Annotated in this window: 21 protein-coding genes; 12 read left to right on the top strand and 9 right to left on the bottom strand. The window is 71.2% G+C overall.

Features of this window, described 5'->3' with window-relative positions; genetic code table 11:
• A complete protein-coding gene (gene egtB / locus ACFOY2_RS28920; RefSeq protein WP_379531236.1) occupies positions 1-1299 on the bottom strand; it encodes an ergothioneine biosynthesis protein EgtB in 1299 nt (432 codons plus the stop codon).
• 70 nt (positions 1300-1369) lie between these two features.
• The gene (egtA, locus tag ACFOY2_RS28915; protein ID WP_379531235.1) at positions 1370-2581 is read right to left on the bottom strand and encodes an ergothioneine biosynthesis glutamate--cysteine ligase EgtA; all 1212 of its coding nucleotides are present in this window, start codon (positions 2579-2581) and stop codon (positions 1370-1372) included.
• A 131-nt stretch (positions 2582-2712) separates the two neighbouring features.
• Between egtA and ACFOY2_RS28910 the strand changes: the two genes are divergently transcribed.
• Complete coding sequence (locus tag ACFOY2_RS28910; RefSeq protein ID WP_379531234.1) at positions 2713-2946, top strand: anti-sigma factor family protein; 234 nt, start codon at positions 2713-2715, stop codon at positions 2944-2946.
• On the opposite strand, the gene ACFOY2_RS28905 is transcribed toward ACFOY2_RS28910, so the two are convergent.
• Both ACFOY2_RS28905 and ACFOY2_RS28900 read right to left on the bottom strand, forming a co-directional pair.
• The gene (locus ACFOY2_RS28905) at positions 2941-3180 is read right to left on the bottom strand and encodes an anti-sigma factor family protein (RefSeq protein ID WP_379531233.1); all 240 of its coding nucleotides are present in this window, start codon (positions 3178-3180) and stop codon (positions 2941-2943) included. The genes ACFOY2_RS28910 and ACFOY2_RS28905 overlap by 6 nt on opposite strands.
• An 82-nt stretch (positions 3181-3262) precedes the next feature.
• Positions 3263-3895 (bottom strand): RNA polymerase sigma factor, encoded by a 633-nt coding sequence (locus ACFOY2_RS28900; RefSeq protein WP_379531232.1) that lies wholly within the window; start codon positions 3893-3895, stop codon positions 3263-3265.
• Positions 3896-4091: 196 nt separating this feature from the next.
• Here ACFOY2_RS28900 and ACFOY2_RS28895 point away from each other — a divergent pair, with 196 nt between their 5' ends.
• From ACFOY2_RS28895 to ACFOY2_RS28875, 5 genes are all read left to right on the top strand, one after another.
• Positions 4092-4634: an NUDIX domain-containing protein gene (locus ACFOY2_RS28895; protein ID WP_379531231.1), complete on the top strand. Its 543-nt coding sequence runs from the start codon at positions 4092-4094 to the stop codon at positions 4632-4634.
• A gap of 114 nt (positions 4635-4748) precedes the next feature.
• Positions 4749-5126, top strand: a complete 378-nt coding sequence (locus tag ACFOY2_RS28890) for a hypothetical protein (RefSeq protein WP_379531230.1) — start codon at positions 4749-4751, stop codon at positions 5124-5126.
• A gap of 48 nt (positions 5127-5174) precedes the next feature.
• On the top strand, positions 5175-6374 hold the full coding sequence (locus ACFOY2_RS28885; RefSeq protein WP_379531229.1) for a serine hydrolase domain-containing protein: 1200 nt from the start codon (positions 5175-5177) through the stop codon (positions 6372-6374).
• 116 nt (positions 6375-6490) lie between these two features.
• On the top strand, positions 6491-7183 hold the full coding sequence (locus tag ACFOY2_RS28880) for a TetR/AcrR family transcriptional regulator (protein WP_379531228.1): 693 nt from the start codon (positions 6491-6493) through the stop codon (positions 7181-7183).
• Between the two features lie 70 nt (positions 7184-7253).
• Positions 7254-8468 (top strand): cytochrome P450, encoded by a 1215-nt coding sequence (locus ACFOY2_RS28875; protein WP_379531227.1) that lies wholly within the window; start codon positions 7254-7256, stop codon positions 8466-8468.
• A gap of 9 nt (positions 8469-8477) precedes the next feature.
• Here ACFOY2_RS28875 and ACFOY2_RS28870 read toward each other — a convergent pair whose 3' ends face one another.
• Entirely contained in the window at positions 8478-9032 is a 555-nt protein-coding gene (locus ACFOY2_RS28870; protein WP_379531226.1) for a TetR family transcriptional regulator, read from the bottom strand.
• A 115-nt stretch (positions 9033-9147) separates the two neighbouring features.
• On the opposite strand from ACFOY2_RS28870, the gene ACFOY2_RS28865 reads away from it, so the two are divergent.
• Positions 9148-9897 carry an SDR family NAD(P)-dependent oxidoreductase gene (locus tag ACFOY2_RS28865; protein WP_379531225.1) on the top strand — a complete coding sequence of 250 codons (750 nt, stop codon included), beginning with the start codon at positions 9148-9150 and terminating at the stop codon, positions 9895-9897.
• Positions 9898-9920: 23 nt separating this feature from the next.
• Here the strand turns inward: ACFOY2_RS28865 and ACFOY2_RS28860 are convergent, their stop codons facing one another.
• The 4 genes from ACFOY2_RS28860 to ACFOY2_RS28845 form a co-directional block, all read right to left on the bottom strand.
• A complete protein-coding gene (locus tag ACFOY2_RS28860) occupies positions 9921-11831 on the bottom strand; it encodes an amino acid transporter (RefSeq protein WP_379531224.1) in 1911 nt (636 codons plus the stop codon).
• A gap of 24 nt (positions 11832-11855) precedes the next feature.
• Positions 11856-12512, bottom strand: a complete 657-nt coding sequence (locus ACFOY2_RS28855; RefSeq protein WP_379531223.1) for a class I SAM-dependent methyltransferase — start codon at positions 12510-12512, stop codon at positions 11856-11858.
• A gap of 121 nt (positions 12513-12633) precedes the next feature.
• A complete protein-coding gene (locus tag ACFOY2_RS28850) occupies positions 12634-13623 on the bottom strand; it encodes an SPFH domain-containing protein (RefSeq protein ID WP_379531222.1) in 990 nt (329 codons plus the stop codon).
• 98 nt (positions 13624-13721) lie between these two features.
• Positions 13722-15368 carry a hypothetical protein gene (locus tag ACFOY2_RS28845; protein ID WP_379531221.1) on the bottom strand — a complete coding sequence of 549 codons (1647 nt, stop codon included), beginning with the start codon at positions 15366-15368 and terminating at the stop codon, positions 13722-13724.
• Positions 15369-15562: 194 nt separating this feature from the next.
• Here ACFOY2_RS28845 and ACFOY2_RS28840 point away from each other — a divergent pair, with 194 nt between their 5' ends.
• Genes ACFOY2_RS28840 through ACFOY2_RS28820 form a run of 5 tightly spaced genes read left to right on the top strand, consistent with a single transcriptional unit; the run spans position 15563 to position 21278 of the window.
• On the top strand, positions 15563-16984 hold the full coding sequence (locus ACFOY2_RS28840; protein WP_379531220.1) for an RICIN domain-containing protein: 1422 nt from the start codon (positions 15563-15565) through the stop codon (positions 16982-16984).
• 51 nt (positions 16985-17035) lie between these two features.
• On the top strand, positions 17036-17974 hold the full coding sequence (locus ACFOY2_RS28835; protein ID WP_379531219.1) for a hypothetical protein: 939 nt from the start codon (positions 17036-17038) through the stop codon (positions 17972-17974).
• A gap of 53 nt (positions 17975-18027) precedes the next feature.
• Positions 18028-18972 (top strand): cucumopine synthase-related protein, encoded by a 945-nt coding sequence (locus ACFOY2_RS28830; protein WP_357818636.1) that lies wholly within the window; start codon positions 18028-18030, stop codon positions 18970-18972.
• Positions 18969-20057, top strand: coding sequence for an NAD(P)/FAD-dependent oxidoreductase (locus ACFOY2_RS28825; protein ID WP_379531218.1), 1089 nt, complete (start codon positions 18969-18971; stop codon positions 20055-20057). The genes ACFOY2_RS28830 and ACFOY2_RS28825 overlap by 4 nt, the downstream gene beginning before the upstream one ends.
• A gap of 3 nt (positions 20058-20060) precedes the next feature.
• Entirely contained in the window at positions 20061-21278 is a 1218-nt protein-coding gene (locus ACFOY2_RS28820; protein ID WP_379531217.1) for a cytochrome P450 family protein, read from the top strand.
• Positions 21279-21397 lie beyond the last annotated feature (119 nt).

Genomic DNA, 21397 nt, shown 5'->3' with positions numbered 1-21397 from the left:
TCAGTCCCGTTCCGAACGCGCGCACCGGAACCCGGTGAAGATCTGCCGGCGGATCGGATAGTCCCAGTTCCTGAACGTCGTCCGCACCGCCGCCGGGTCGGCCGCCCACGAGCCGCCGCGCAGCACCCGGTACTCCTGTCCGAAGAACACCTCGCTGTACTCCTTGTACGGGAAGCTGCGGAAGCCCGGGTACGGGTGGAACCAGGAGCCGGTCCACTCCCAGACGTCTCCGATCATCTGCTCGACCCCGTACGCGCCGGCCCCCGCCGGGTAGGCGCCCAAGGGCGCGGGCCGGGCGGCGCGGTGGCCGAGGTTGGCCAGGTCGGGCCCCGGTTCCTGCTCGCCCCACGGGTAGCGGCGGGCCCGCTGCTCCTTCGGGTCCCAGCCGCAGGCCTTCTCCCATTCGGCCTCGGTCGGCAGCCGCTTGCCGGCCCAGCGGGCGTAGGCGTCGGCCTCGTACCAGCACACGTGCTGGACCGGCTCGTCCATCGGGACGGGCTCGGCGCGGCCGAAGCGGGTACGCCACCACGTGTCGCCGTCCCTGGTCCAGAACAGGGGGGCGGTGGAGTCGGTGCCGCGGCGCCACTGCCAGCCCTCGGGGGTCCACCAGCGTGGGTCGTCGTAGCCGCCGCCCTCGATGAAGGCCGCGTAGGCGCGGTTGCCGACGGGGAGCCGGTCGATCCAGTACGCGGGCAGGTCCACCCGGTGGCCGGGGCGTTCGTTGTCGTAGGCCCACGGGAGGGTGGTGGTGCCCATCTGGAAGGGGCCCGCCGGGATGTACACCTCCTCCGGGCCCCGGTCGCGGCCCTGCGGCAGGTCGCCGTCGCGAACCAGGCCCGGCTGGCCCGAGAGCTGCCAGGTGGCGAGCATGGTCTCGTCGTGCTGGTGCTCGTGCTGGATCACCAGGCCGAACACGAAACCGTCGCGGTGCAGCGGCGCGGGGTCGTCCAGGTCGATCGTGTCGAGGACGTCGAGCACCCGCCCGCGCACGCCCTCGATGTAGCGGCGGGCCTCGACCGGGCCCATGAAGGGCAGGGTGGGGCGGTCCTTGCGCGGGGTCTTGAAGGCGTCGTAGATGTCGTCGATCTCGGGGCGCAGGGGCGTGATGCCCGCGGCTTCCCGCAGCACCCACAACTCTTCGTAGTTGCCCACGTGCGCGAGGTCCCACACCAGGGGCGACATCAGCGGGGAGTGCTGGCGCAGCAGGAGATCGTCGTCGGCCTCGGTGTAGGTCAGCGAACGGTCGCGCACCGCGAGGAGCTGGGCCGCGATGCGTTCCTTGGTGTCGAAGTCGTTCATGGCCGTCCTTCGTCGTCCATTGCCGTCGTCAGTCGGTCGGTCCGTCGTAGGGAGGAGTTCGGCACAGTCATCAGTCGGTCAGCCAGGCCGGGGTGGGGTGGCCCGGTGGCGGATCCATCAGGTCGGCCGCCGGGGACCGGCCGGTGCTCACGTGGCGGTCGGCGAAGGCGGCCACCTCCGCCACCAGGCCGGGGCCTGCGCCGAGGCGCGGGAGCGCCTCCAGTGCGGCGCGGAAACCCGCCTCGGCGGCCTTGCGCAGGCGGGGGTCGGACAGCCCGCAGCGGGCGGCGGTCTCCCACAGCCCCCGGTACGGCTCCGCCGCCGCCATCGCGGCGTCGCCGGCCCGGTCGTCGGCGATGAGGGCGTGGGTCACGGCCACGCACACCGGCCAGGCCGCAGGGTGCTGGGCGTCGAGGTAGCGGATCTCCAGCCAGCCGCGGGGCCGCACCGGCGGGAAGAGGGTGGTGGCGTGGTAGGCGAGGTCCTCGGCGGTGGGACGGCGCCCGTCGCCGGATTCCAGCCAGTCACGGAACGTCGAGCCGTCCCGGATCGGCCGGTAACGCTCACCGGCCTCGCGTACCAGCATGAGCCGGGCGTCCAGCAGGTAGGCGGCCCAGTCGGCGGCGGGGTCGCCCGAGGCGGGCACGGGCGCGGTCCTGGTGCGGTCGAGGCGGTCCCAGACGGCCTGGCGGCCCGACATCCAGCCGCACGGCCGTCCGCCGCTCAGAGGCGAGTTGGCGAAGGCCGCCAGCAGCATGGGCCCGAGAGCGTGGGCGCGCTCCCAGCGCGCCGCCGGCCGTTCGCCCAGGTCCACGTTGACCTGGATCGAGGCGGTCGAGCACATCATCAGCGGGCCGTAGGGCACGCCGAGGTAGGCGGCCATCGCCTCGTAGCGGGGCAGGCGGAGCTGGCGGTGGGCCGGGCGCACCGGGTCCAGGCCCACCCCGGCCAGCGCCATGCCGGCGGGGCGCAGGGCGTCGCGTACGGCGGTGACGTCGGCGGTCAGGCGGTTCAGCGCCTCGGACAGTGATCCCGCGGGGCCCGACAGTTCGAGCTGGCCGCCCGGCTCGAACGTCACGCTGCTGCCGCCCGCCATCGCGGGCAGGGCGCGTTCGACGTTGGACAGCGGGACGTGCCGGGCATCCGCGCCGCTGTAGAAAACCAGGAACTCCAGTTCGACGCCCACCTGGTTTCCTGTGTCGGGACGGAAGCAGCGGCGCGCGAAGTCCGCCACCTCCGAGGCGTCCCGCAACGGTGTGCCCTCGGCGGTCAGCCCGATCATCGTTTCCCCTTCGCGTGGCGTCCGGGTCTGCGGTGTTCGCACCTACAGACCCGCGAGCCGCGCGAGCGTTACATCCGGATTTGCGTGTAACGGATGGGGCTTGTCCGGAACTAGGTCACATGGAGCGGGAAATGGGCGGGCCCGGGTGCGCGGAGGTGGTCGGGCTGCTCACGGACTATCTGGAGGAGGAGCTCCCGGCCGGACGGCAGCGGGGTGTGGAGGGACATCTGGGCGGCTGCCCGAGGTGCGCGCGATGGCTGGCGCAGTTCCGTGCGACGATCGCGGCGCTCGGCTGCCTGCGCGACGGGCGCGTCATCCCCGAGCCGGTGCTCGCCGCGCTGCGCGACAGCTTCCGCCGCTCATGACCGGTGTCGTTCGCGGAAGGCGGACATGAGCCGGTCGCGCAGGTCGGCGGGGAGTTTCTCGGGGGGCGGGTCGGCGAGGGCGCCGATGGTCGCGCGGAACTGCTCCAGGTGACGCTCGCACCCTCCACAGCTCGCCAGATGCGCCCGTACGCCCTCGCGCTCGGTCTGGCCGAGGGCGTCTTCAAGGTAGGCGGTGAGGAGTTTTACCAGCTCGTCGCAGGTGAACCGCTTCACGACGTTCCGCCCTTATCGTGTGTCGGAGATGAACCGTTTCACTTATTGTGGCCGCTGCACGGACCGGCAGGAGCCCCCCGAGCTATTCTGGCTGCTTCACCGCCTCGAAGTAGCCCGCGAGCCAGCCGCGCACGGCCGTGCGGGCGCGGTGGAGCAGCACCCGCTGGTTGGCCGCCGAGATCTCCAGGATGTCGCAGACCTCGTCGGAGGTGCACCCTTCGACGTCGCGCAGGGTGATCACGATGCGCTGCCTCGGCGGCAGCCTGGCCAGCGCCTCACCGATCAGCCCGCGCACCTCCGAGGCCAGCGCCTCGCCCTCGGGGGTCGGCCAGGCCGCCGAGAACTCCTTCCAGCCGCGCGGCGGCGCGGCCCCGTCGAAGGTGACGGGGACGCCGTCGTGTTCGAGGGCGCTCCACGGCAGGGTGCGGCTCTCGCGCACGCCACGTTTCTTCGCGGCGTTGACCAGGATGCGGTAGATCCAGGTTTTCAGCGAGGACCGGCCCTCGAAGGCGTCGATCCCGCCGATCACCGCCAGCCACGTGTCCTGGACGACCTCCTCGGCCGAGTGGTCGGTGGAGACGTAGGACCTGGCGACCCGCAACATGCCCCCGGACCACGTGTCGAGCAGCGCCGCGAACATCGTCTCGTCGCCGGCGCGCAGGGCCGTGACGACGACGTCATCCGGGGGCAGCCCTCCGCCCTCGAAAGACCCCACGATCGCTTCCCCTTCGGTCGAACGTTGGGACATCACTGACGTGTGGGCCGAGCCGGAGCCCGGCGTCGGCCCGGGGCGGGACGACACCGCCAAGGCTAATCGCTCCCTCTGACGTTCTTTCTTTCCCCCCGTGGTGCCCGCTGAGCTTGTGCGTATTCTCAGAGTGCGTATCCGGCGAATCGGTGAGGAGCATTCCATGCGCCGCTCGGAACGGCTGCTCTACGCGGCGGACGGCCTCGACCTGCGCGTCGTGGACGTCGAACTGGCCGACGGAGAGCACGTCGAACGGCCCTTCGTCCGCACGCCCCGAGCCGCGGGAGCGGTGGTCTTCCACAACGGCCGCGTCCTGCTCCTGTGGCGGCACCGCGTCATCACCGACACCTGGGGGTGGGAGATCCCGCTCGGTGAGATCGGCCGGGACGAGACGCCGGAGTCGGCCGCGGCCCGGCATGTGGAGGCGCAGACCGGCTGGCGACCGGGCGAGCTGGTGCCGCTGATCAGGATCCACCCCGCCGGGGACGTCGCCGACTGCGACCACGAGATCTTCCTGGCCCACCAGGTCTCCCCCACCGCCGCGCAGGAGAGCGGCGAGCCGGCGGAGGGTGGCGAGCTCGCGCAATGGCTGCCGATCCTGCGGATCCAGCGGCTGATCAGTGAGCAGGCCATCACTTCTGCGACGACGTCGGCGGCGCTGCTGCACTTCCTGGCCGACCTCCTTCAGGCCCGCGCGGCACATTAGTTTGTCTCCGATGTAGACGATGTTTCCATTCCACGCTAACATTGTCTCGAACGTAGACAATGTTCATCCGTGGTAGAAATCCGGAGGAGGCTCACCCAGACAGGTTGGTGCACCATGACCGAGCGCTACCTCGGCGTCATCGGCGTCGCCGAGGCGCTGGGAGTGACCCGTCACGCGGTGCACAAATGGCGCACCCGCTATCCCGGCGACTCCCGTCACCCCTTCCCCGAGCCCGACGTCGAGGTCGACGGGTCCCCCGGCTGGCGGGCCGAGCGGCTGCGGGAGATCGTGCGCTGGCGCGAGAGCCTGCCAGGGCGCGGCGCGGGCGGAGGCCGTCCCTCCCTCGCGCGTCAGGACTACCTCAGGCAGGCCGCCGCCCGCGGCCTTGACCGGGACGAGGCGATCCGCGCGCTCGCCGCGTTCACCGAGGAGTTCCCCGAGATGACCGAACCGGAGCTGTGCGCCTGGCTGGTCGAGAAGTGGCGCCGCTGAGGCGCCGCCCTGCCACGAAGACTCAGCGACACGGAAGGCGATGACGCATTGCCAGAAACACGCGGGGAGACCGCACCGGGATTCGAAGCAGTACGCGAGGCGTTCGCGGCCAACCTGGCAGAGGGGCGGGAGATCGGCGCGGCGGTCGCCGTCTACCTGCACGGCCGCAAGGTCGTCGACCTGTGGGGCGGCCTCGCCGACCCCGGCACGGGCCGCCCCTGGGAGCGCGACACCCTGCAGATCGTCTACTCCACCACCAAGGCCATCACGGCCGCCTGCGCCCTCGTGCCGGCCCAGCGCGGCGAGCTGGACCTGGACGCACCCGTCGCCGACTACTGGCCCGAGTTCGCGACGGCCGGCAAGGAGCGCATCCCCGTCCGCTGGCTGCTCACCCACCAGGCCGGGCTGCCCGCGATCGACCGGCCGATCACCCCTGCGCAGGCGATCGCCTGGGAGCCCATGGTGAGCGCGCTGGCGGCGCAACGACCGTTCTGGGAGCCGGGCACGGAGCACGGTTACCACGCGATGACCTACGGCTGGCTGGTCGGAGAGGTCGTACGGCGGGTGAGCGGCCGCAGCATCGGCACCTTCCTCGCCGAGGAGATCGCCGGGCCGCTCGGGCTCGACTTCTGGATCGGGCTGCCCGAGCGCGAGCGGCACCGGGTCAGCCGGATCGTCTCCACGGTGCCCGGCCCCGGCGAGATGGCCGCCGTCGACCTGGACGCGCTGCCCGAGCCCGTACGCGACATGATGGCGGCCTTCACCGACCCGACGTCGCTGACCATGCGGTCGATGTCCGTCGTCACTCCTTCGCTGGACCACAACGACCCCGCCGAGCAGGCCGCCGAGATGCCCTCCACGAACGGCATCTGCACCGCCCGCGCGCTGGCCCGCTTCTACGCCGCGCTGATCGGCGAGGTCGACGGGCACCGCATCCTCACCCCGGCGAACCTGGCCGAGGCGACCGCAGAACAGGTCAGCGGCATCGACCGCATCCTGCGGGTCCCCGTCAGGATCGGCACCGGGTTCGGCCTGCCGACGCAGGACGCGTTCTGGTACTCGCCGACGGCCTTCGGCTTCGGCGGTCTCGGCGGGTCGCTCGGCTTCGCCGACCCGGCGACGGGGCTGGCGTTCGGCTACGTGATGAACCGCCTGCAGGAAGGCACGCCGGACGTGCGGGCCGCCTGCCTGCTGAGCGCGGTCCACGACGCGATGAAGGGCACGCTCAGCTCCGCACCGGCGCGGTGATCCCGGTGGACGGCGGGGCCTCGATGGGGTTCTGAGCCCATTTAATGCAGTCGATTGACTTACGATGACAGGAGAGGTTAACTGGCGGCGTTCTTGCTTGTCATCGTAAGGCGGGGATGGTGACCATGGCCGGCCGGACCGCGCGCGCCGAGCGTGTCAGCGCCACCCGGGAGCAGATCCTGACGGCGGCCGAGCGGCTGTTCGCCGAGCACGGCGTGATCGCCGTGTCCAACCGGCAGGTCAGCGAGGCCGCCGGGCAGGGCAACAACGCCGCGGTCGGCTACCACTTCGGCACCAAGGCCGACCTCGTCCGCGCGATCGTGCGCAAGCACGCCTGCGAGATCGAGCGGGTGCGCGCCCGGATGGTGGCGCAAACCGCGGGGTCCGCGCAGGCGCGCGACTGGATCGCCTGCCTCGTGCGCCCCGTCACCGAGCACCTGGCCGACCTGGGCGCCCCGACCTGGTACGCGCGGTTCGGCGCCCAGGTCAGGACCGACCCGGCGCTGCGCGAGATCATGATCGAAGAGGCCCTGACCTCGCCCTCGCTGCACCGGATCCTCGGCGAGCTCAACCGCTGCCTGCCCGCGCTGCCCCCCGAGGTGCACGCCGAGCGCAACGAGATGGCCAGCCAGCTCATGGTGCACATCTGCGCCGGCCGCGAACACGCGCTCGCCGAGGGCGCGCCCACACTCCGCTCGAGCTGGCACGACGCCGCGACCGGGCTGATCGACGCGATCGTGGGGTTGTGGCTGGCCCCGGTGACCAGGACGCCGGGCAAGGCGCGGCCCGCCAGCCCCGAAGGCCCCTGACCGCCCCTGACCAGGCCCGATTCCCGCTCCAGGCTTTTCCCTTCACCTCCCTTCGGAAGGAACCCAAGCGATGACGGTTGAGTTGGATCCGGCCGAACTCCCGGAATTCCCGATGGCCAGGGCGGCGGGGTGCCCGTTCGACCCGCCGCCGATCCTGCGCGACAAGCAGGAGCAGGGCCCGCTGGCCAAGGTCCGCCTGTGGAACGACACCACGGCCTGGCTGGTGACCCGCTACGCCGAGCAGCGGGCCCTGCTGGCCGACCCCAGGGTGAGCGCCGACGTCACCCGGCCCGGCTACCCGGCGCCCGTCGGGGTCGTCCCCGGCGGCTCGCCCATCAGCTTCATCCTGATGGACGACCCCGAGCACGCCAGGCTGCGCCGGATGGTGACGGCGCCGTTCGCGGTCAGGCGCATCGAGGCCATGCGGCCGGCCGTGCAGAAGATCGTGGACGACCTGATCGCCGAGATGCTGGCGGGCCCGAACCCGGTGGACCTGGTCGAGGCGTTCGCCCTGCCGGTGCCGTCCTTGGTGATCTGCGAGCTGCTCGGCGTGCCGTACGCCGACCACGACTTCTTCCAGGACAACAGCAAGACCGTCATCAAGCGCGGCGCGGCGCCCGAGGAGCGCGGCGCCGCCCTCGGCAAGCTCCACGCCTACCTGGACGACCTCATGGGCCGCAAGCTCGAACACCCGGGCGACGACCTGCTGTCGGGGCTGGCCGAGCGGGTCAAGGCCGGGCAGCTGTCGCGAGCGGAGGCGGCGCAGATGGGGGTGCTGCTGCTGATCGCCGGGCACGAGACCACCGCGAACATGATCGCGCTGGGCACGCTCGCCCTGCTGGAGCATCCCGGCCAGCTCGACCTGCTGCGCCACGCCGACGACCCGAAGCAGGTCGCGCGGGCGGTGGAGGAGCTGCTGCGCTACCTGCACATCACGCACAACGGGCGGCGCCGCGTCGCCCTGGAGGACATCGAGATCGCCGGCGAGGTGATCAGGGCAGGCGACGGGCTGATCATCGCGGGCGACATCGGCAACCGGGACCCCGAGGCATTCCCCGACCCGTACCGGCTGGACATCGAGCGCGAGGCCCGTCACCACGTGGCCTTCGGGTTCGGGGTGCACCAGTGCCTGGGGCAGTCGCTGGCCCGCATGGAGCTGCAGGTCGTCTACAGCACGCTCTACCGGCGTATCCCGACCCTGCGGGCCGCCGCGGAGCTGGATCGGATCCCGTTCAAGCACGACGGGTCCGTCTACGGCGTCTACGAGCTGCCGGTCACCTGGTGAGCTGCCGGCTCAGGCGCCGATGCCCCGGCGCAGCAGCTCCCACACGCGGACGGCCGCGACGCGCCGGGCCGGCGCCGGCCGCTTGGCCAGCACGCCGGCGAGCATGCCGACGGCCATGACCAGGTCGTCGGCGGTGAGGTCGGCGCGGACCCGCCCCGCGCGCCTGGCCTCCTCGAGCGCGCCCGCCAGCAGGTCGGCCACGCGATCGCGCAGCTCGATCATGCGGGTGTCGGCCGGGGGCACGCTGACCATCTCGATGAGCGCCGTCGAGGCGATGGTCTGCTCGGTGATCAGGGTCAGCAGGTCGTCCAGGGTGGCGCCGGGCTCGGCGGCCAGGGCTTCGAGCTCGGCGACGCCGTCCTCGAAGACGGCCAGCGCGAGGCTGATGCGGTCGGGGAAGTGCCGGTAGAGGCTGCCCTGGCCGACGCCGGCCGCCTTGGCGACCATGCTGAGGGGCGCGTCGTAGCCGTTGGCGGCGAACACCTCGCGGGCCGCCACGATGAGCGCCGCGCGGTTCGCGGCCGCGGCGCTGGGCCCCCTGTTGGGACGACGCACTCCAGCCATGGTTGCCACGATACCAACCGGACAAAATTGTCCGGTGCTGTTGCCCGCGCCCGGGGTACCGGCTACGGTGATTACCGGACAGTACAGTCCGGTTGGTTCGCGGAAGGACGAGCTTTTGAGCACCTTTGACGACAAGGTCGCCCTGATCACCGGAGCCGGCTCGGGCATCGGCAGGGCGATGGCCGTCGCCTTCGCCAAGGCCGGCGCCCGCGTCGTGGCCTGCGACCTGGACAAAGAACGGGCCGAGGCCACCGCCGCCGGCATCGGCGAGGCCGCCGTGGCGGTCCAGGCCGACATCTCCGCGCAGGAGTCGGCAGCCGACCTGGTCGAGGCCGCGATCGCCGCCTACGGGCGCATCGACGTGCTGTGCAACAACGCCGGGATCATGGACACGATGGCGCTGCCGCACGACATCACGGCCGAGTTGTGGGACCGGGTGCTGCGGGTGAACCTGACCGGCACATTCCTGGTCACCCACGCCGTGCTGCCGCACCTGCTGAGCCAGGGCGGCGGCGCGATCGTCAACACCGCCTCCGAAGCCGGCATCCGGGGCGGCACCGCCGGAGCCGCCTACACCGCCTCCAAGCACGGCGTCGTCGGGCTGACCCGCAGCGTGGCCTGGGCGTACGCCAAGGACGGCATCCGCTGCAACGCCATACTCCCCGGCCCCACCATGACCGCCATCGCCGAGAACGCGACCTTCGACCCGACCGGCGCCGCCCGCCTCGGCCCGGTGCTCGCCCTCGGTGAGCGCATGGCGCAGCCGGAGCAGATGGCCGACGCCGCGCTCTTCCTCGCCTCCGACGCCGCCTCGTTCGTCAACGGGGCCATCGTCCCGGTGGACGGAGGCTGGTCGGCGGCCTGAACCCCGCGCAGCCGGGGTGCCCGTCAGCCGACGTGGACGTGCGGGCGGCGTTCCGGGTCCGGCTCGGCCTGGCGTAGCACCTCCCGCGTCAGCGGCGGCACGTCCCCGCCGCCGAACAGCACGTAGCGCAGCATCGCCACCACCGGCTTGCCCTCACCCCAGTGGAAGTAGATGTGCGGCACCTCCCCGGTCCGGTCGCGCAGGTAGAGCAGCAGCGCCGCCAGCGAGTTGGGCACCGCCGAACTCTCCAGCGTCAGCACCTGGTGGCCGAATCGGTCCTCGCCCCGCACGCGCAGCTCCGACTCGAACTCCGAGGCGTCCCTCACCGATACCTCCGCGAACATGATCGGCTCCGCGCTGCGCAGCCGATGGTTCAGCCAGGTCTCGCGGAGCTTGTCGTTGTACTCGGCCTGGTCGCGTTTGTCCGGCTCGTTGGCGATCACGTGGATCTCTCCGCAGGCGTCGTTGACGAACTGCTCGGCCACCGCGTCCAGTCGCACGCTGGTGGAGCGCAGCTCGGTGGAGCGGGTGATGCGGGAGATCAGCGAGGTCCCGACCATCGTGACGATGAAGAACGAGGCGATCTTCACGCCGTCCGGCCGCTCGATCACGTTGGCCACCAGCGTGTACGCCAGCACCAGCGCGATCACTCCGAACCCCGCTGAGGCCGCCCGCTGCCTCTGCCTGCGGGCCGACAACGTCACGGCGATGGCCGCCGACAGGATGAGCACCAGCACGCCGGTGGCGTAGGCGCCACCCTGGGCGTCCACGTCCGCGTCGAAGATGATCGTGATGGCGAACGCGATGACCGAGAACACCAGCACCAGCGGCCGCACCGCCCCCGTCCAGCCCGGCGCCATGCCGTAGCGAGGCAGGTAGCGCGGCACCAAGTTGATCAGCCCGGCCATCGCCGAGGCCCCCGCGAACCACAGGATCGCGATCGTGGACACGTCGTAGACCGTGCCGAACCACTCCCCCAGGTACTGGTGCGCCAGATACGCCAGCGCGCGCCCGTTCGCCCTGCCGCCCGGCTGGAACTCGTGCAACGGGATCAGCACGGTCGTGACGAAGCTGGAGCAGACCAGGAACACGCTCATGATCAACGCCGCGGTGGTGAGCAGCCGCCGGGCGCCCTTGATCCGTTCAGGGATGTCCCCCTTGATCACCGGCATCACCGCGACCCCGGTCTCGAACCCCGACAACCCCAGCGCCAGCTTCGGCATCACCAGCAGCGACAGCCCGATCATCGCCGCCGGAGTGCTGTAGGTCATGCCGAGCGCCCGCCGCCAGTCGATCAACGCGTGCGGCGTCTCGATCACGTGCGCGACGGCGGTGGCCACGACGACCGCGTTCAGCCCGAGGTAGACGAAGACCAGCAGCGTCGCCAGGCCGATCGCCTCGCTGAACCCCATCAGGAACACCGCGCCCAATGCCGCCAGCAGCACCAGCGTCACCGGCACCCGCCGCCCCTGGAGGAAATCGGGCACGAACGGGTTCTCCATGATGTGCGCGGTCGCGTCCGCCGCCGACAACGTCATCGTGATCACGAAGTCGGTGGCCGCGAACCCCAGCAGCGCCAGCACCAGCAGCTTGCCCCACCACTGCGGCGCCAGGTGTTCCAGCATCGCGATCGACCCCTGGCCGCGCGGGCTCTCCACCGCGACCCGCCGATAGACCGGCAACGCCCCCAGCAGCGTCAAGGCCACCAGGAACAGCGTCGCCACCGGCGACAACAACCCCGCCGCCAGCGCCGCGATGCCCGGCTGGTAGCCCAGCGTCGAGAAATAGTCCACACCCGTCAGGCACATCACCCGCCACCACGGATGCTTCACGTGCGGGCCGTGCTCGATCTGGGTGCGATCGGTCTGCAACCCCTCCAGCAGCCAGGACCGCAGCGTGCCCTCCGTGGCCCCCGGCCGTTTCGCCAGTACCATGACCGCGGACCGACCGATACCGCCTCAGCGGGGCCGGGCGACGCCGACCACGTGGTCGAAGCCCCGGAAGGCGAACCGCTCCACGCTCTCCACGGCGAAGCCCGCCCGCCGCATGGCGGCCAGGATGTCACGGGCGGGATGACAGCCGCCGGCCGCGCGGGACCACAGCGGGGTCACCAGGCCGCTCAGCAGCGCGACCAGGTGGCTGCGCGGGCGCTGGTGCTCGTAGAAGCGCAGCTCGCCGCCCGGCCGCAGCACGCGCCTGATCTCCGCGAACGTCTCCGCGAGCCGGCCCGAGCAGCACAGGATCAGGGCGCACACGACGGCGTCGCAGGAGGCGTCAGGCGCGGGGAAGCGGGTCAGCTCGCCGTCGAGCAGGCGTGCCGGGGTCGCGGGCAGGTCGGCCACGACCGCCTTGGACGCCGCCCGCAGGAACGGGTCCGGCTCCACCAGCAGGATCTCCTCCACCGCCGGCGGATAGCAGGCCAGCTTGACGCCGTCACCCGAGCCCAGCTCCAGAACCCGCCCGGCCAGGCCCGCCACCAGCCGCTCCCGCTCCGGGGTCGGACGCGGACGGCGCCTGCCCCCGACACCGACCGGCCGAGGATGGTGGAACTGCTCGATCCCCACCCCGGCGGCCCGCTTGCGGCCGGCCGAGATGGGGGAACTGACGATGTGCACGGCCCCGCCTTCCGGATGACGACATTCCCACTATCGGGGGCGGGCGGCGCTCCGGGGCGCGACGCCCACGCGATCCTGACGGATGAGGCCCGTATTCATACGCTGTCTTGACGCTTGCCGGCTACCCCCGGCTCGCCTGGCCCGGCACCGACCCGGGACGTGACTGGCCGTCCGGCTGCTGCTCGGGCTCGGGGCCCGGCAAGGCGCCCGGCTGCTGCTCGGGCCGCGGCAGGGCGTCGGGCCGCGGCTCGGGCTCGGAGCGCGGCAGGGCCTCCGGTCCCGGCTCGGGCTCGGGCTGGATCCGCTCGGCTTCCGCCGTCCCCGCCTCGCCTTGGGCGGTGGCGACGGCCGCGCCCTGGGTCGTGGCCCGGTCGAAGAAGCGCAGCAGCTCCACCGGCAGCGGCATGATCAACGTCGAGTTCTTCTCCGCGGCCACCTCCACCACCGTCTGCAACAGCCGCAACTGCAGCGCCGCCGGGGTCTGCGACATGATCTCCGAGGCGTCGGCCAGCTTGCGCGCGGCCAGCAGCTCGCCGTCCGCGACGATCACTCGGGAGCGCCGCTCCCGTTCCGCCTCGGCCTGCCGCGCGATGGAGCGCTTCATCGCCTCCGGCAACTGCACGTCCTTGATCTCCACCCGGTCGATGTGGATGCCCCAGCCGAGAGCCGGGCTGTCGATCATCAGCGCCAGGCCCTTATTGAGCTCCTCCCGGTTGGTGAGCAGGTCGTCCAGTTCGCTCTTGCCGATGATCGAGCGCAGCGAGGTCTGCGATACCTGCTCGACGGCGAACAGGTAGTTCTGCACCTCGATGGCCGCCCGCATCGGATCCTGCACCCTGAAGTAGGCGACCGCGTCGACCCGTACCGAGACGTTGTCCCGGGTGATGCCCTCCTGCGTCGGGATCGGCATGGTGACGATCTGGACGTTGACCTTCCGCATACGGTCCACGACGGGGATCAGGAACCTCAGTCCCGGCTGCCTGATCTCCCTCTGCGCCTGGCCGAAGCGGAAAACGACGCCGCGTTCTATTTGGTTGACGATCCTCATCCCGGTGGCCGTCACGACGAAGAGGACGAAGGCGATAACGATGAGCACGATATTGATGTCCATGGCCATGTCCCTCCATTTCGAGCCTAGGTCCGGGGCGGCAACCATGTGCACCGGCCCTGACCTGCCGTTACCGAGGAGACGCCTGCGACCGAAGCGTCCTACGGGACCTCCGAACCGGGGTGGATGGTGAAGACGAATCGGTGGGCGCCCGACGGGATGCGGGCGCTCAACCGGACGCGGTGGACGATCTCGGGGACGCCGTCGTGGCCGCGTACCTCCTGCTCCTCCACCGCGGCCCGCCACGGCGCGGGGACGGCGACCTCGACCGCGCCCCAACTGATCACCCCCGGCCCGGCCACGGGACGGCGGCGGGAGATGAACAGCTCCTCGACCAGGCAGCCGGCGTCGGTGAAGTCGAAGGCGTCGGTGAGTTCGAGGGTGCCGGGGCGCCAGTGGAAGGTGCGGGTGAAGCGGGCGAGCCGAGGCGCGGCGTAGGCGGCGGTCAGGTCGAGGGCGAAGGTCAGTGAGCCGGGCCGGCTGACGTGGGTCACGACCTCGGCCCGGCGATCTCTGCCCGGCAGCTGGGCGGCGCCGTCGATGAGGGGGATCGAGTGCCACCGCGCCGACGCCTGCGGCACCTCATAGCGCCCCTCCCGGAAGTAATCACGCGTGTACTGCGGCGCGCCCAGATCGTCCAGGACGCTCTGGCCGCCCGCGTGGATGATGAAATGGCCGAGATCCAGGTGGTTGTGGGGTTCGTCGTTGTGACCCCCCTTGGCGGCGAAGGCCGTACCGCCGGCCCTGGCCACGACGATGGCGGCGTCCGGCAGGTACGCCCGCGACTCGGGCCGCGCGCGCACGATCGCGGCGTCCGGGCGGGTGGGCTCGTTCGACCACCACAAGGTGCGGCTGAGGTGGGCCCAGCGGTAGCAGGGGTCGTCGTGGAAGGACGAGGGTGCGGGCCGGCCGGGGACGGGGACGTCGAGGCGCGCCGCCAGCCGGTGCAGCAGGCCGGACGGGTAGAGGCCGCGGCCGTGGGAGTCGGCGAAGGCGGGCCGCCGGCCGTTCCCGAAGTCGATTCTGGCGGGGTAGGCGGCCATCTGCCGTACGTGGGGGCGGTCGAGGAGGTCCTGGCCTGTCCGTTCACGCAGAGCTTCGGCGAAATATACGAAATATCCGAACCCGTAGGCCCAGTAGTCGGGCCCCTCCAAGCAGGCGCCGTCCGGACCGGTGCCTGACAGGAACGACTCCATGGCCCGCACCAGGCGGGGCAGCAGGACGGGCAGATGCTCGGAGTCCAGGGCCAGAGCCGCCATCCCGGAGGCGCCCGCGCACACCGCCGCCCAGTTGTGATCCGCACTCTCCCACCACATCGGCCCGGCGCGCAGGGGACGCAGAACCCGGCGATCCACCTCGTCGCGGACGCGCGCCCGCACCCGCGCGTCGATGTGCCCGCCCAGCAGCGCGGTCGCCTCGGCCAGGGTGTGGGCGGTCTCGGCGGCGAACAGGTCCACGAACGCGTTGACCGGCCCCTCGTCCGGTTCGTGGGCGGGCAGCACCCAGGCGTACTCGTCGCACACCGACCACAGCAGGTCGTCCAGCGCCGGGTCGGGCCGCCCGTCCAGGTGGGCGGCCAGGATGAGCGCGACCAGCCGGCGACGCCGCTCGAAGTAGACGCCCTCGTACGCCGACCGCTCCCCGTGGTCGGCGAAGCGACGCCACAACCCGAACGTCAACTCGGGCGCCGCCGTCGCCCGCGCCCTGAGGGCCTCCTCGCGGATCTCCGCGATCAGCGTCGCGGTCATCGGGCCCTCAACGACCGCACCGAATGCCGGAAATCCGCGCCGGCCCCGATGGCGCACAGTGCTCTCATACCTCTCAGCATCCCTGGTCTCCACGGCCTCGCCGATGAACGTTTCATCGCGCGTTGACGCCCCGATGGGCCGCGTTTAGCGTCCAGCGCAGGTAGCCGGTTACCTCGGAGAGGAGCACGTACGCGATGTCCCGCCTGCTCACCCTCCTGGCCGGGCTGTGCCTGGTCCTCGCGCTGTCACCGGCCGGCCCCGCGACGGCGGCGCCGGTCACGGTGCCGGTCGGCGCCCAGTTCACCGACACGTCGGGCAACCTGCTGCACGCGCACGGCGGCGGCGTGCTGAAGGTGGGCTCGTCCTACTACTGGTTCGGGGAGAACCGCAACGCCGACGGCACCTTCCGCTACGTCTCGGCCTACCGTTCGACGGACCTGCGCACCTGGGAGTTCCGCAACCACGTGCTCACCCAGTCCAGCGCCGCCGAACTGCAGGTCGCCAACATCGAACGGCCGAAGGTCGTCTACAACGCCGCGACCGGCCGCTTCGTCATGTGGATGCACAAGGAGAACGGCCGCGACTACGGCGAGGCGCGGGCGGCCGTGGCGGTCTCGACGACGGTGGACGGCGCCTACACCTATCTGCGCAGTTTCCGCCCGCTCGGCCACATGTCACGTGACATCACCGCGTTCGTCGACACCGACGGGGTCGGCTACATGATCTCGGCCGCCGACGAGAACTACGACCTGCACGTCTACCGGCTCACCGCCGACTACACCGACGTGGCCACGCTGGCGCGGATGTGGGACGGCGACCACCGCGAGGCGCCCGCCATGTTCAAGCGCGACGGGGTCTACTTCCTGTTGACCTCCGGCGCCACCGGCTGGCAGCCGAACCAGGCCAAGTACGCCACCGCCACCAGCATCACGGGCTCCTGGAGCGCCTGGCAGAACGCCGGCGACTCGCTCACCTTCGGCTCGCAACCGGCTTACGTGCTGCCCGTCCAGGGCACGTCCGGCACCTCCTACCTGTATCTGGGCGACCGGTGGGCGGGCGCCTGGGGCGGCCCCGTCAACGACTCCCGCTACGTGTGGCTGCCGGTGCGGTTCCCGAGCAGCACCAGCATGAGCCTGTCCTACGCCCGCCAGCTCACCCTCGACGCCGCCGCCGGCACCATCGCCACGACCGGCACCGGCTACGAACGCCTCACGGTGCGCCATTCGGGCAAGTGCGCCGACGTGCGGGGCGCCTCGGGTGACAACGCCGCCGCCGTCGTCCAGTACGCCTGCGGCGGCGGCGCCAACCAGCAGTGGCGGATCCAGTCGATCAGCGGCGGCTACGCGCAGGTCGTCGCCCGTCACTCCGGCAAGTGCCTGGACGTCAACGGCGCGAGCACCGCCGACGGGGCCGCGGTGCAGCAGTACACGTGCGGGAGCGGCACCAACCAGCAGTGGACGCTGCAGGACGCGGGCGGCGGCTACGTGCGGCTGGTGGCCAGGCATTCGGGCAAGTGCGCGGACCTGCCGAGCGCCTCGCAGGCCGACGACGTGCAGTTCAAGCAGTATCCGTGCGCAAGCGGGCAGCACCAGCAGTTCGCCCGCGCCCAGCTCTGAGCCCGATATTGGCTCGCGGCGGGCGCGGGGCCGCGACTACATTCGGAAGTTGTGGTCAAGCCCCTCGAAATCGCGTGCGACGAATCAGGCGCGGAGGGAGAGAAGCTGGTCGGCGGCAACACCGACGTGTTCGCGCACGCCGGAGTGCTGATGGAGCACGCCGAGGCGGCCGCGTGCATCGCCGAGCTGCGCGCGCGGGCGCCGTCGCCGGCCACCCAGTACAAGGCCAACCACATCCTGCGCGAGAAGCACAGGGCCGCGCTGCGCTGGATGCTCGGCCCCTCGGGCCCGGTCCTCGGCCACGTCCAGGTGTTCCTGGTCGACAAGGCCTTCCACATGGCCGGCAAGATCGCCGAGCTGCCGGCGGCCGGCGCGCCGCTCGCGCTCGCCCTCTACCGGGAGGGCCGCGCCGCGTTCGGTCCCCTGCGGTGGACGGCCTTCCTGGAGGCGTTCAACTACCTGCTGCGCGCCAAGAACGGCCAGGGCGTCATCGTCTCGGTCGAGGACGCCTACCGCCTGGTCGACGAGCTGCGCGGCACGGGCGGCGCGGCGGGCGAGATCATGGAGCTGCTGTGGCGGGCCAGGCCGCGCGTGGAGGACTTCCACGCGCACCTGCTGGCCGATCCGCACGTCCTGCCCGCGCTCGACCCGCTCATGCCCGCCATCGTGCGGGCCGCCGTCCACTGGGGCGCGGGCGGGCGGCCCGTCTCCATCGTCCACGACAGGCAGACGACGCTGACCGAGGAACGCGTCGCCCTGATGCGGCGGATGGCGGGCGAGGGCCGGCTGGCCGGGTTTCGGCTGGTCGAGTCGACGCTGGACGCGCGGGTGCAGGTGGCCGACGTCGTCGCCGGGGTCGCCCGCAAGATCGCCTCCGACGAGCTCAACGGCAGGGGCGATCCGGAGCTGTCCGCGCTGCTGCGGCCATACCTGGACGCGACCTCCATCTGGGCGGGCGATCTGCCAGGAGAGCAGGTCAAGCAGCGGTAAATACCGCACCCCCGCAGAATTTACCACAAAACGTAACTATAGAGTGACGTATTGTGAACGAATCGAAGCGTGTGGAAATCGCCTGGCCCGAACTCGGCATCACCGTGCGGGCAGAACTCGACGAACGCAACCGCTCCCTGGCCCAATGCCTGTGGGACGCACTGCCCTACCGCAGCCTCCAAGGACACGCCCTGGTCGCCGGGTACCACCTCTACCACCTCGCCCCGGTCCACACACTGCTGCACGCGCCCGTGGAGTACCGCGTCGACCGGCGCACCGTCCCCGACGGCACCCTGTTCTGCTCACGACTGCAGCACCTCGGCATCAAATACGGCGAACTGACCGAACCCATGACCGCCACCCCCGTCGGCCAGGTCGCCGAAGAGGACCTCGACGCCCTCGTCCAGGCCGGCCGCGAGGTATGGAACTCCGTCTACACCACCAAAGAACCCATCATCGCCGAGGTACGCCGCGCCGGAGGCCCCGGCGGCCACGTCCTGCCCCGCCTGCCCATCGGCGACCCCCAGCTCAACCAGCTCATCACCGAAGTCCACGCAGAAACCGAACGCATCTGGACCAAACCACCCCGCGAACTCGTCGACCTGCACGCCGGACGCATCCCATCCAAGGCAGGCAGCTACGAGACGGTCCTGACCACACTGCTGTTCGTCAACGGCGAGACCCGCCCACTCGGCTACAGCTGCTACGGCGGCCTCGTCCGCGCCGCCCTCGACGGCATGCCGATGCCATGGCTGCGCCAGATGACCCGCCAGCTCGCCCACACCCCGGCCGAATTCCTCGGCTACTGCGGCCTGGACACCCTGTGGAACTTCACCCAGCGCCTGCTGGCCAGCCTGGAGCGGGTCGACAGCCACGAGGACTTCGTCGCGGCCATGGCCCACATGGCCCTCTACTGCAACTGCCTGGGAAGCTGGAACCTGCACATGTTCCCCTGGGAGAGCGGCGACACCATGCGCCGCGTCCTGGAGCCGGCATGATGGGGCCACGTGTGGTAGTGATCGGCGGCGGCGTCATCGGGCTGTCCATCGCCTACCACCTGGCCGAGGCCGGCGTCGACACCACCCTGCTGGAACGCGGCACCCTCGGCTCCGGCGCCTCACGCGCCACCGCCGACGTCGTCCGCTCCTACTTCGCAGGCAACCCGATCAGCTCGGCACTGGCCGTCCGCAGCCTCGACGCCTACCACGCCTTCCCCACCAGACCAGGCACCGACCTGCCCATGCGGCAGGTCGGCTACCTGGTCCTGTTCAGCGAGCCCGACCAGGTCACCGCCTTCCAGGCCGACCTGCCCGACCAGCACGCCGCCGGCGTCGACGTCGACCTCATCAGCGCGGAAGAGGCAAGGAAACTCAACCCGCTCATCGGCGACCTGCCGCTGCTGGCCGCCGCCTACTCGCCACAGGCCTACATCTCCGACACCACCGCCATCGTCACCGCCTACGCCGAGGCGGCCCAACAGGCCGGCGCCACCCTGCGCACCGGCTGCCCGGTCACCTCCATCGACATCCACGCAGGCCGCGTCCAAACCGCCAACGGCGACATCACCGCCGACGCGATCGTGTGCGCCGCCGGCGCCTGGTCCACCTCGCTCGTCCGCTGCGCGGGCGTGGACCTGCCACTCACCGAACCGATCGAACAGGAACTCCTCCTCACCGACCCGCTACCGCCCGGCACACCCGACATCCCGGTCACCCTGCACGCCGCCAGCGGCCTGCTCGTCCGCATACGCGGCAACCGGCTGCTGATCGGCATGGGCTACCCGGGACCCGACAGGCAAGCCTGGCGGCAAGGCGTGGCCACGCAACTCGCGGCCACCTACCCGAGCCTGACCGGGCTCGCCCTGCACACGGCCGTCACCGGCCTGCGCGACGCCAGCCCCGACCGCACCGCCTTCATCGGCCACCAGCCGGGACCACCGGCCTTCCTGTACGCCACCGGCTTCTCCGGCCACGGCCTGTGCAACGCCCCAGCCGCCGGCGAACTCGTCCGCGACCTCTTCCTCGACCAGGACCCCGGCATCGACGTGACCGCACTGGCGGTCAGCCCACGACGAACGGGATGACCCATGACCGACGACAGCCGCTTCATCCTCGATCCCGCCACCCGTGACCTGCACACCGACAACGACAAACTGCGCGCGGCCGGCCCACTCGTGCCCGTCACCGCAGAAGGCGTGACCGCCTGGGCCGCCACCCGCTACGCCACACTGCTGACCGTGCTCACCCACCCGGAACTGTCCAGGGAACTACGCCACTGGCCCGACCGGCACACCATGCCACCGGGCACGGCCATCGACCGCATCGTCACCGACACCTCCATGCTCAACGCGGAAGGCGAAACCCATCGCCGCCTGCGCATGCCGCTCAGCGCCGCCTTCTCACCCCGGCGCCTCGAACGGCTGCGCCCCAGGATCGAGACGCTCACCGACCGGCTCATCGACCACCTCGCGGAACTGCCACCCGGCCAACCGGTGGACCTGCGACTGGAGTTCGCCTACCCGCTGCCGCGCGAGGTCATCTCAGAACTCATCGGCATCCCGGCCGCCCACCAGGACGAACTACACCGCCTCACCGACGCCGTCGCCCAGGTCGGCGGCCTCGAAGACTCACCCGAGCTACGCAAACAACTGCGCGAACTCCTCGACCAGGTCATCGAGGAACGCCGGTCCACACCCGGCGAAGACCTGATCAGCGACCTGTTCAAGCTGCACGAAAAAGACGGCGGACGGCTGTCGGAAGACGAACTGTTCGCCACCATCGAACTGCTGTTCATCGCCGGACACGTCACCACCGTCAACCTCATCACCAACGGCATCCGCGCCCTGCTCCAGGCGCCCGGCCAGCTCGACCTGCTGCGCTCGGGCACATGCCCCTACAGCACCGCCGTGGAGGAGACACTGCGCTGGGACTCGCCGATCGCCTACTTCCCGATGCGCTACGCCGTCAACGACGTCGAGATCGACGGCATCACCCTGCGAACCGGCGAACCCGTACTGGCCTGCTTCGCCTCCGCCGGACGCGACCCCGACCAGTACGGCGAGAACGCCGACCGCTTCGACCTGACCAACGCCCCGGCCCACCACCTGGCCTTCGGCCACGGGCCGCACTTCTGCCTCGGCGCGCCGCTGGCCAGGATGGAGGGCGAAATCGCGCTCAAGGCGCTGTTCACGGCATTCCCCGACATGACGTCGGCCGCGCCGCTGGAGGAACTGCCGCCACTGGACACCCTGCTCGGCAACAGCACCCGCACCATGCCCGTCCTGCTCGGCCCCAGGGCCCGCTGACACCACCGGCCCGGAGCCGTCGCCCAGCGCGACCCGGCTCCGGGCCCGGCCACGGCACCCCCCGGGCTACGCCCTCACCCCCAACCCGGCTACGCTCCGTTCCGACCACGATTGGAGCC

Source organism: Nonomuraea purpurea (assembly GCF_042650645.1).
In the GTDB taxonomy this organism is placed as follows: Bacteria; Actinomycetota; Actinomycetes; order Streptosporangiales; family Streptosporangiaceae; genus Nonomuraea; species Nonomuraea purpurea.
This window is presented reverse-complemented; position numbering and strand designations above follow the sequence as displayed.

Excerpts from the sequence above, each read along its gene's own strand:
- ACFOY2_RS28910 (WP_379531234.1), top strand. The coding sequence starts at position 2,713 with ATGGGCGGGCCCGGGTGCGCGGAGGTGGTCGGGCTGCTCACGGACTAT.
- egtA (WP_379531235.1), bottom strand. The coding sequence starts at position 2,581 with ATGATCGGGCTGACCGCCGAGGGCACACCGTTGCGGGACGCCTCGGAG.
- ACFOY2_RS28820 (WP_379531217.1), top strand. The coding sequence starts at position 20,061 with ATGACCGACGACAGCCGCTTCATCCTCGATCCCGCCACCCGTGACCTG.
- ACFOY2_RS28870 (WP_379531226.1), bottom strand. The coding sequence starts at position 9,032 with ATGGCTGGAGTGCGTCGTCCCAACAGGGGGCCCAGCGCCGCGGCCGCG.
- ACFOY2_RS28875 (WP_379531227.1), top strand. The coding sequence starts at position 7,254 with ATGACGGTTGAGTTGGATCCGGCCGAACTCCCGGAATTCCCGATGGCC.
- ACFOY2_RS28860 (WP_379531224.1), bottom strand. The coding sequence starts at position 11,831 with ATGGTACTGGCGAAACGGCCGGGGGCCACGGAGGGCACGCTGCGGTCC.
- ACFOY2_RS28880 (WP_379531228.1), top strand. The coding sequence starts at position 6,491 with ATGGTGACCATGGCCGGCCGGACCGCGCGCGCCGAGCGTGTCAGCGCC.
- ACFOY2_RS28890 (WP_379531230.1), top strand. The coding sequence starts at position 4,749 with ATGACCGAGCGCTACCTCGGCGTCATCGGCGTCGCCGAGGCGCTGGGA.
- egtB (WP_379531236.1), bottom strand. The coding sequence starts at position 1,299 with ATGAACGACTTCGACACCAAGGAACGCATCGCGGCCCAGCTCCTCGCG.
- ACFOY2_RS28840 (WP_379531220.1), top strand. The coding sequence starts at position 15,563 with ATGTCCCGCCTGCTCACCCTCCTGGCCGGGCTGTGCCTGGTCCTCGCG.
- ACFOY2_RS28825 (WP_379531218.1), top strand. The coding sequence starts at position 18,969 with ATGATGGGGCCACGTGTGGTAGTGATCGGCGGCGGCGTCATCGGGCTG.
- ACFOY2_RS28850 (WP_379531222.1), bottom strand. The coding sequence starts at position 13,623 with ATGGACATCAATATCGTGCTCATCGTTATCGCCTTCGTCCTCTTCGTC.
- ACFOY2_RS28895 (WP_379531231.1), top strand. The coding sequence starts at position 4,092 with ATGCGCCGCTCGGAACGGCTGCTCTACGCGGCGGACGGCCTCGACCTG.
- ACFOY2_RS28845 (WP_379531221.1), bottom strand. The coding sequence starts at position 15,368 with ATGACCGCGACGCTGATCGCGGAGATCCGCGAGGAGGCCCTCAGGGCG.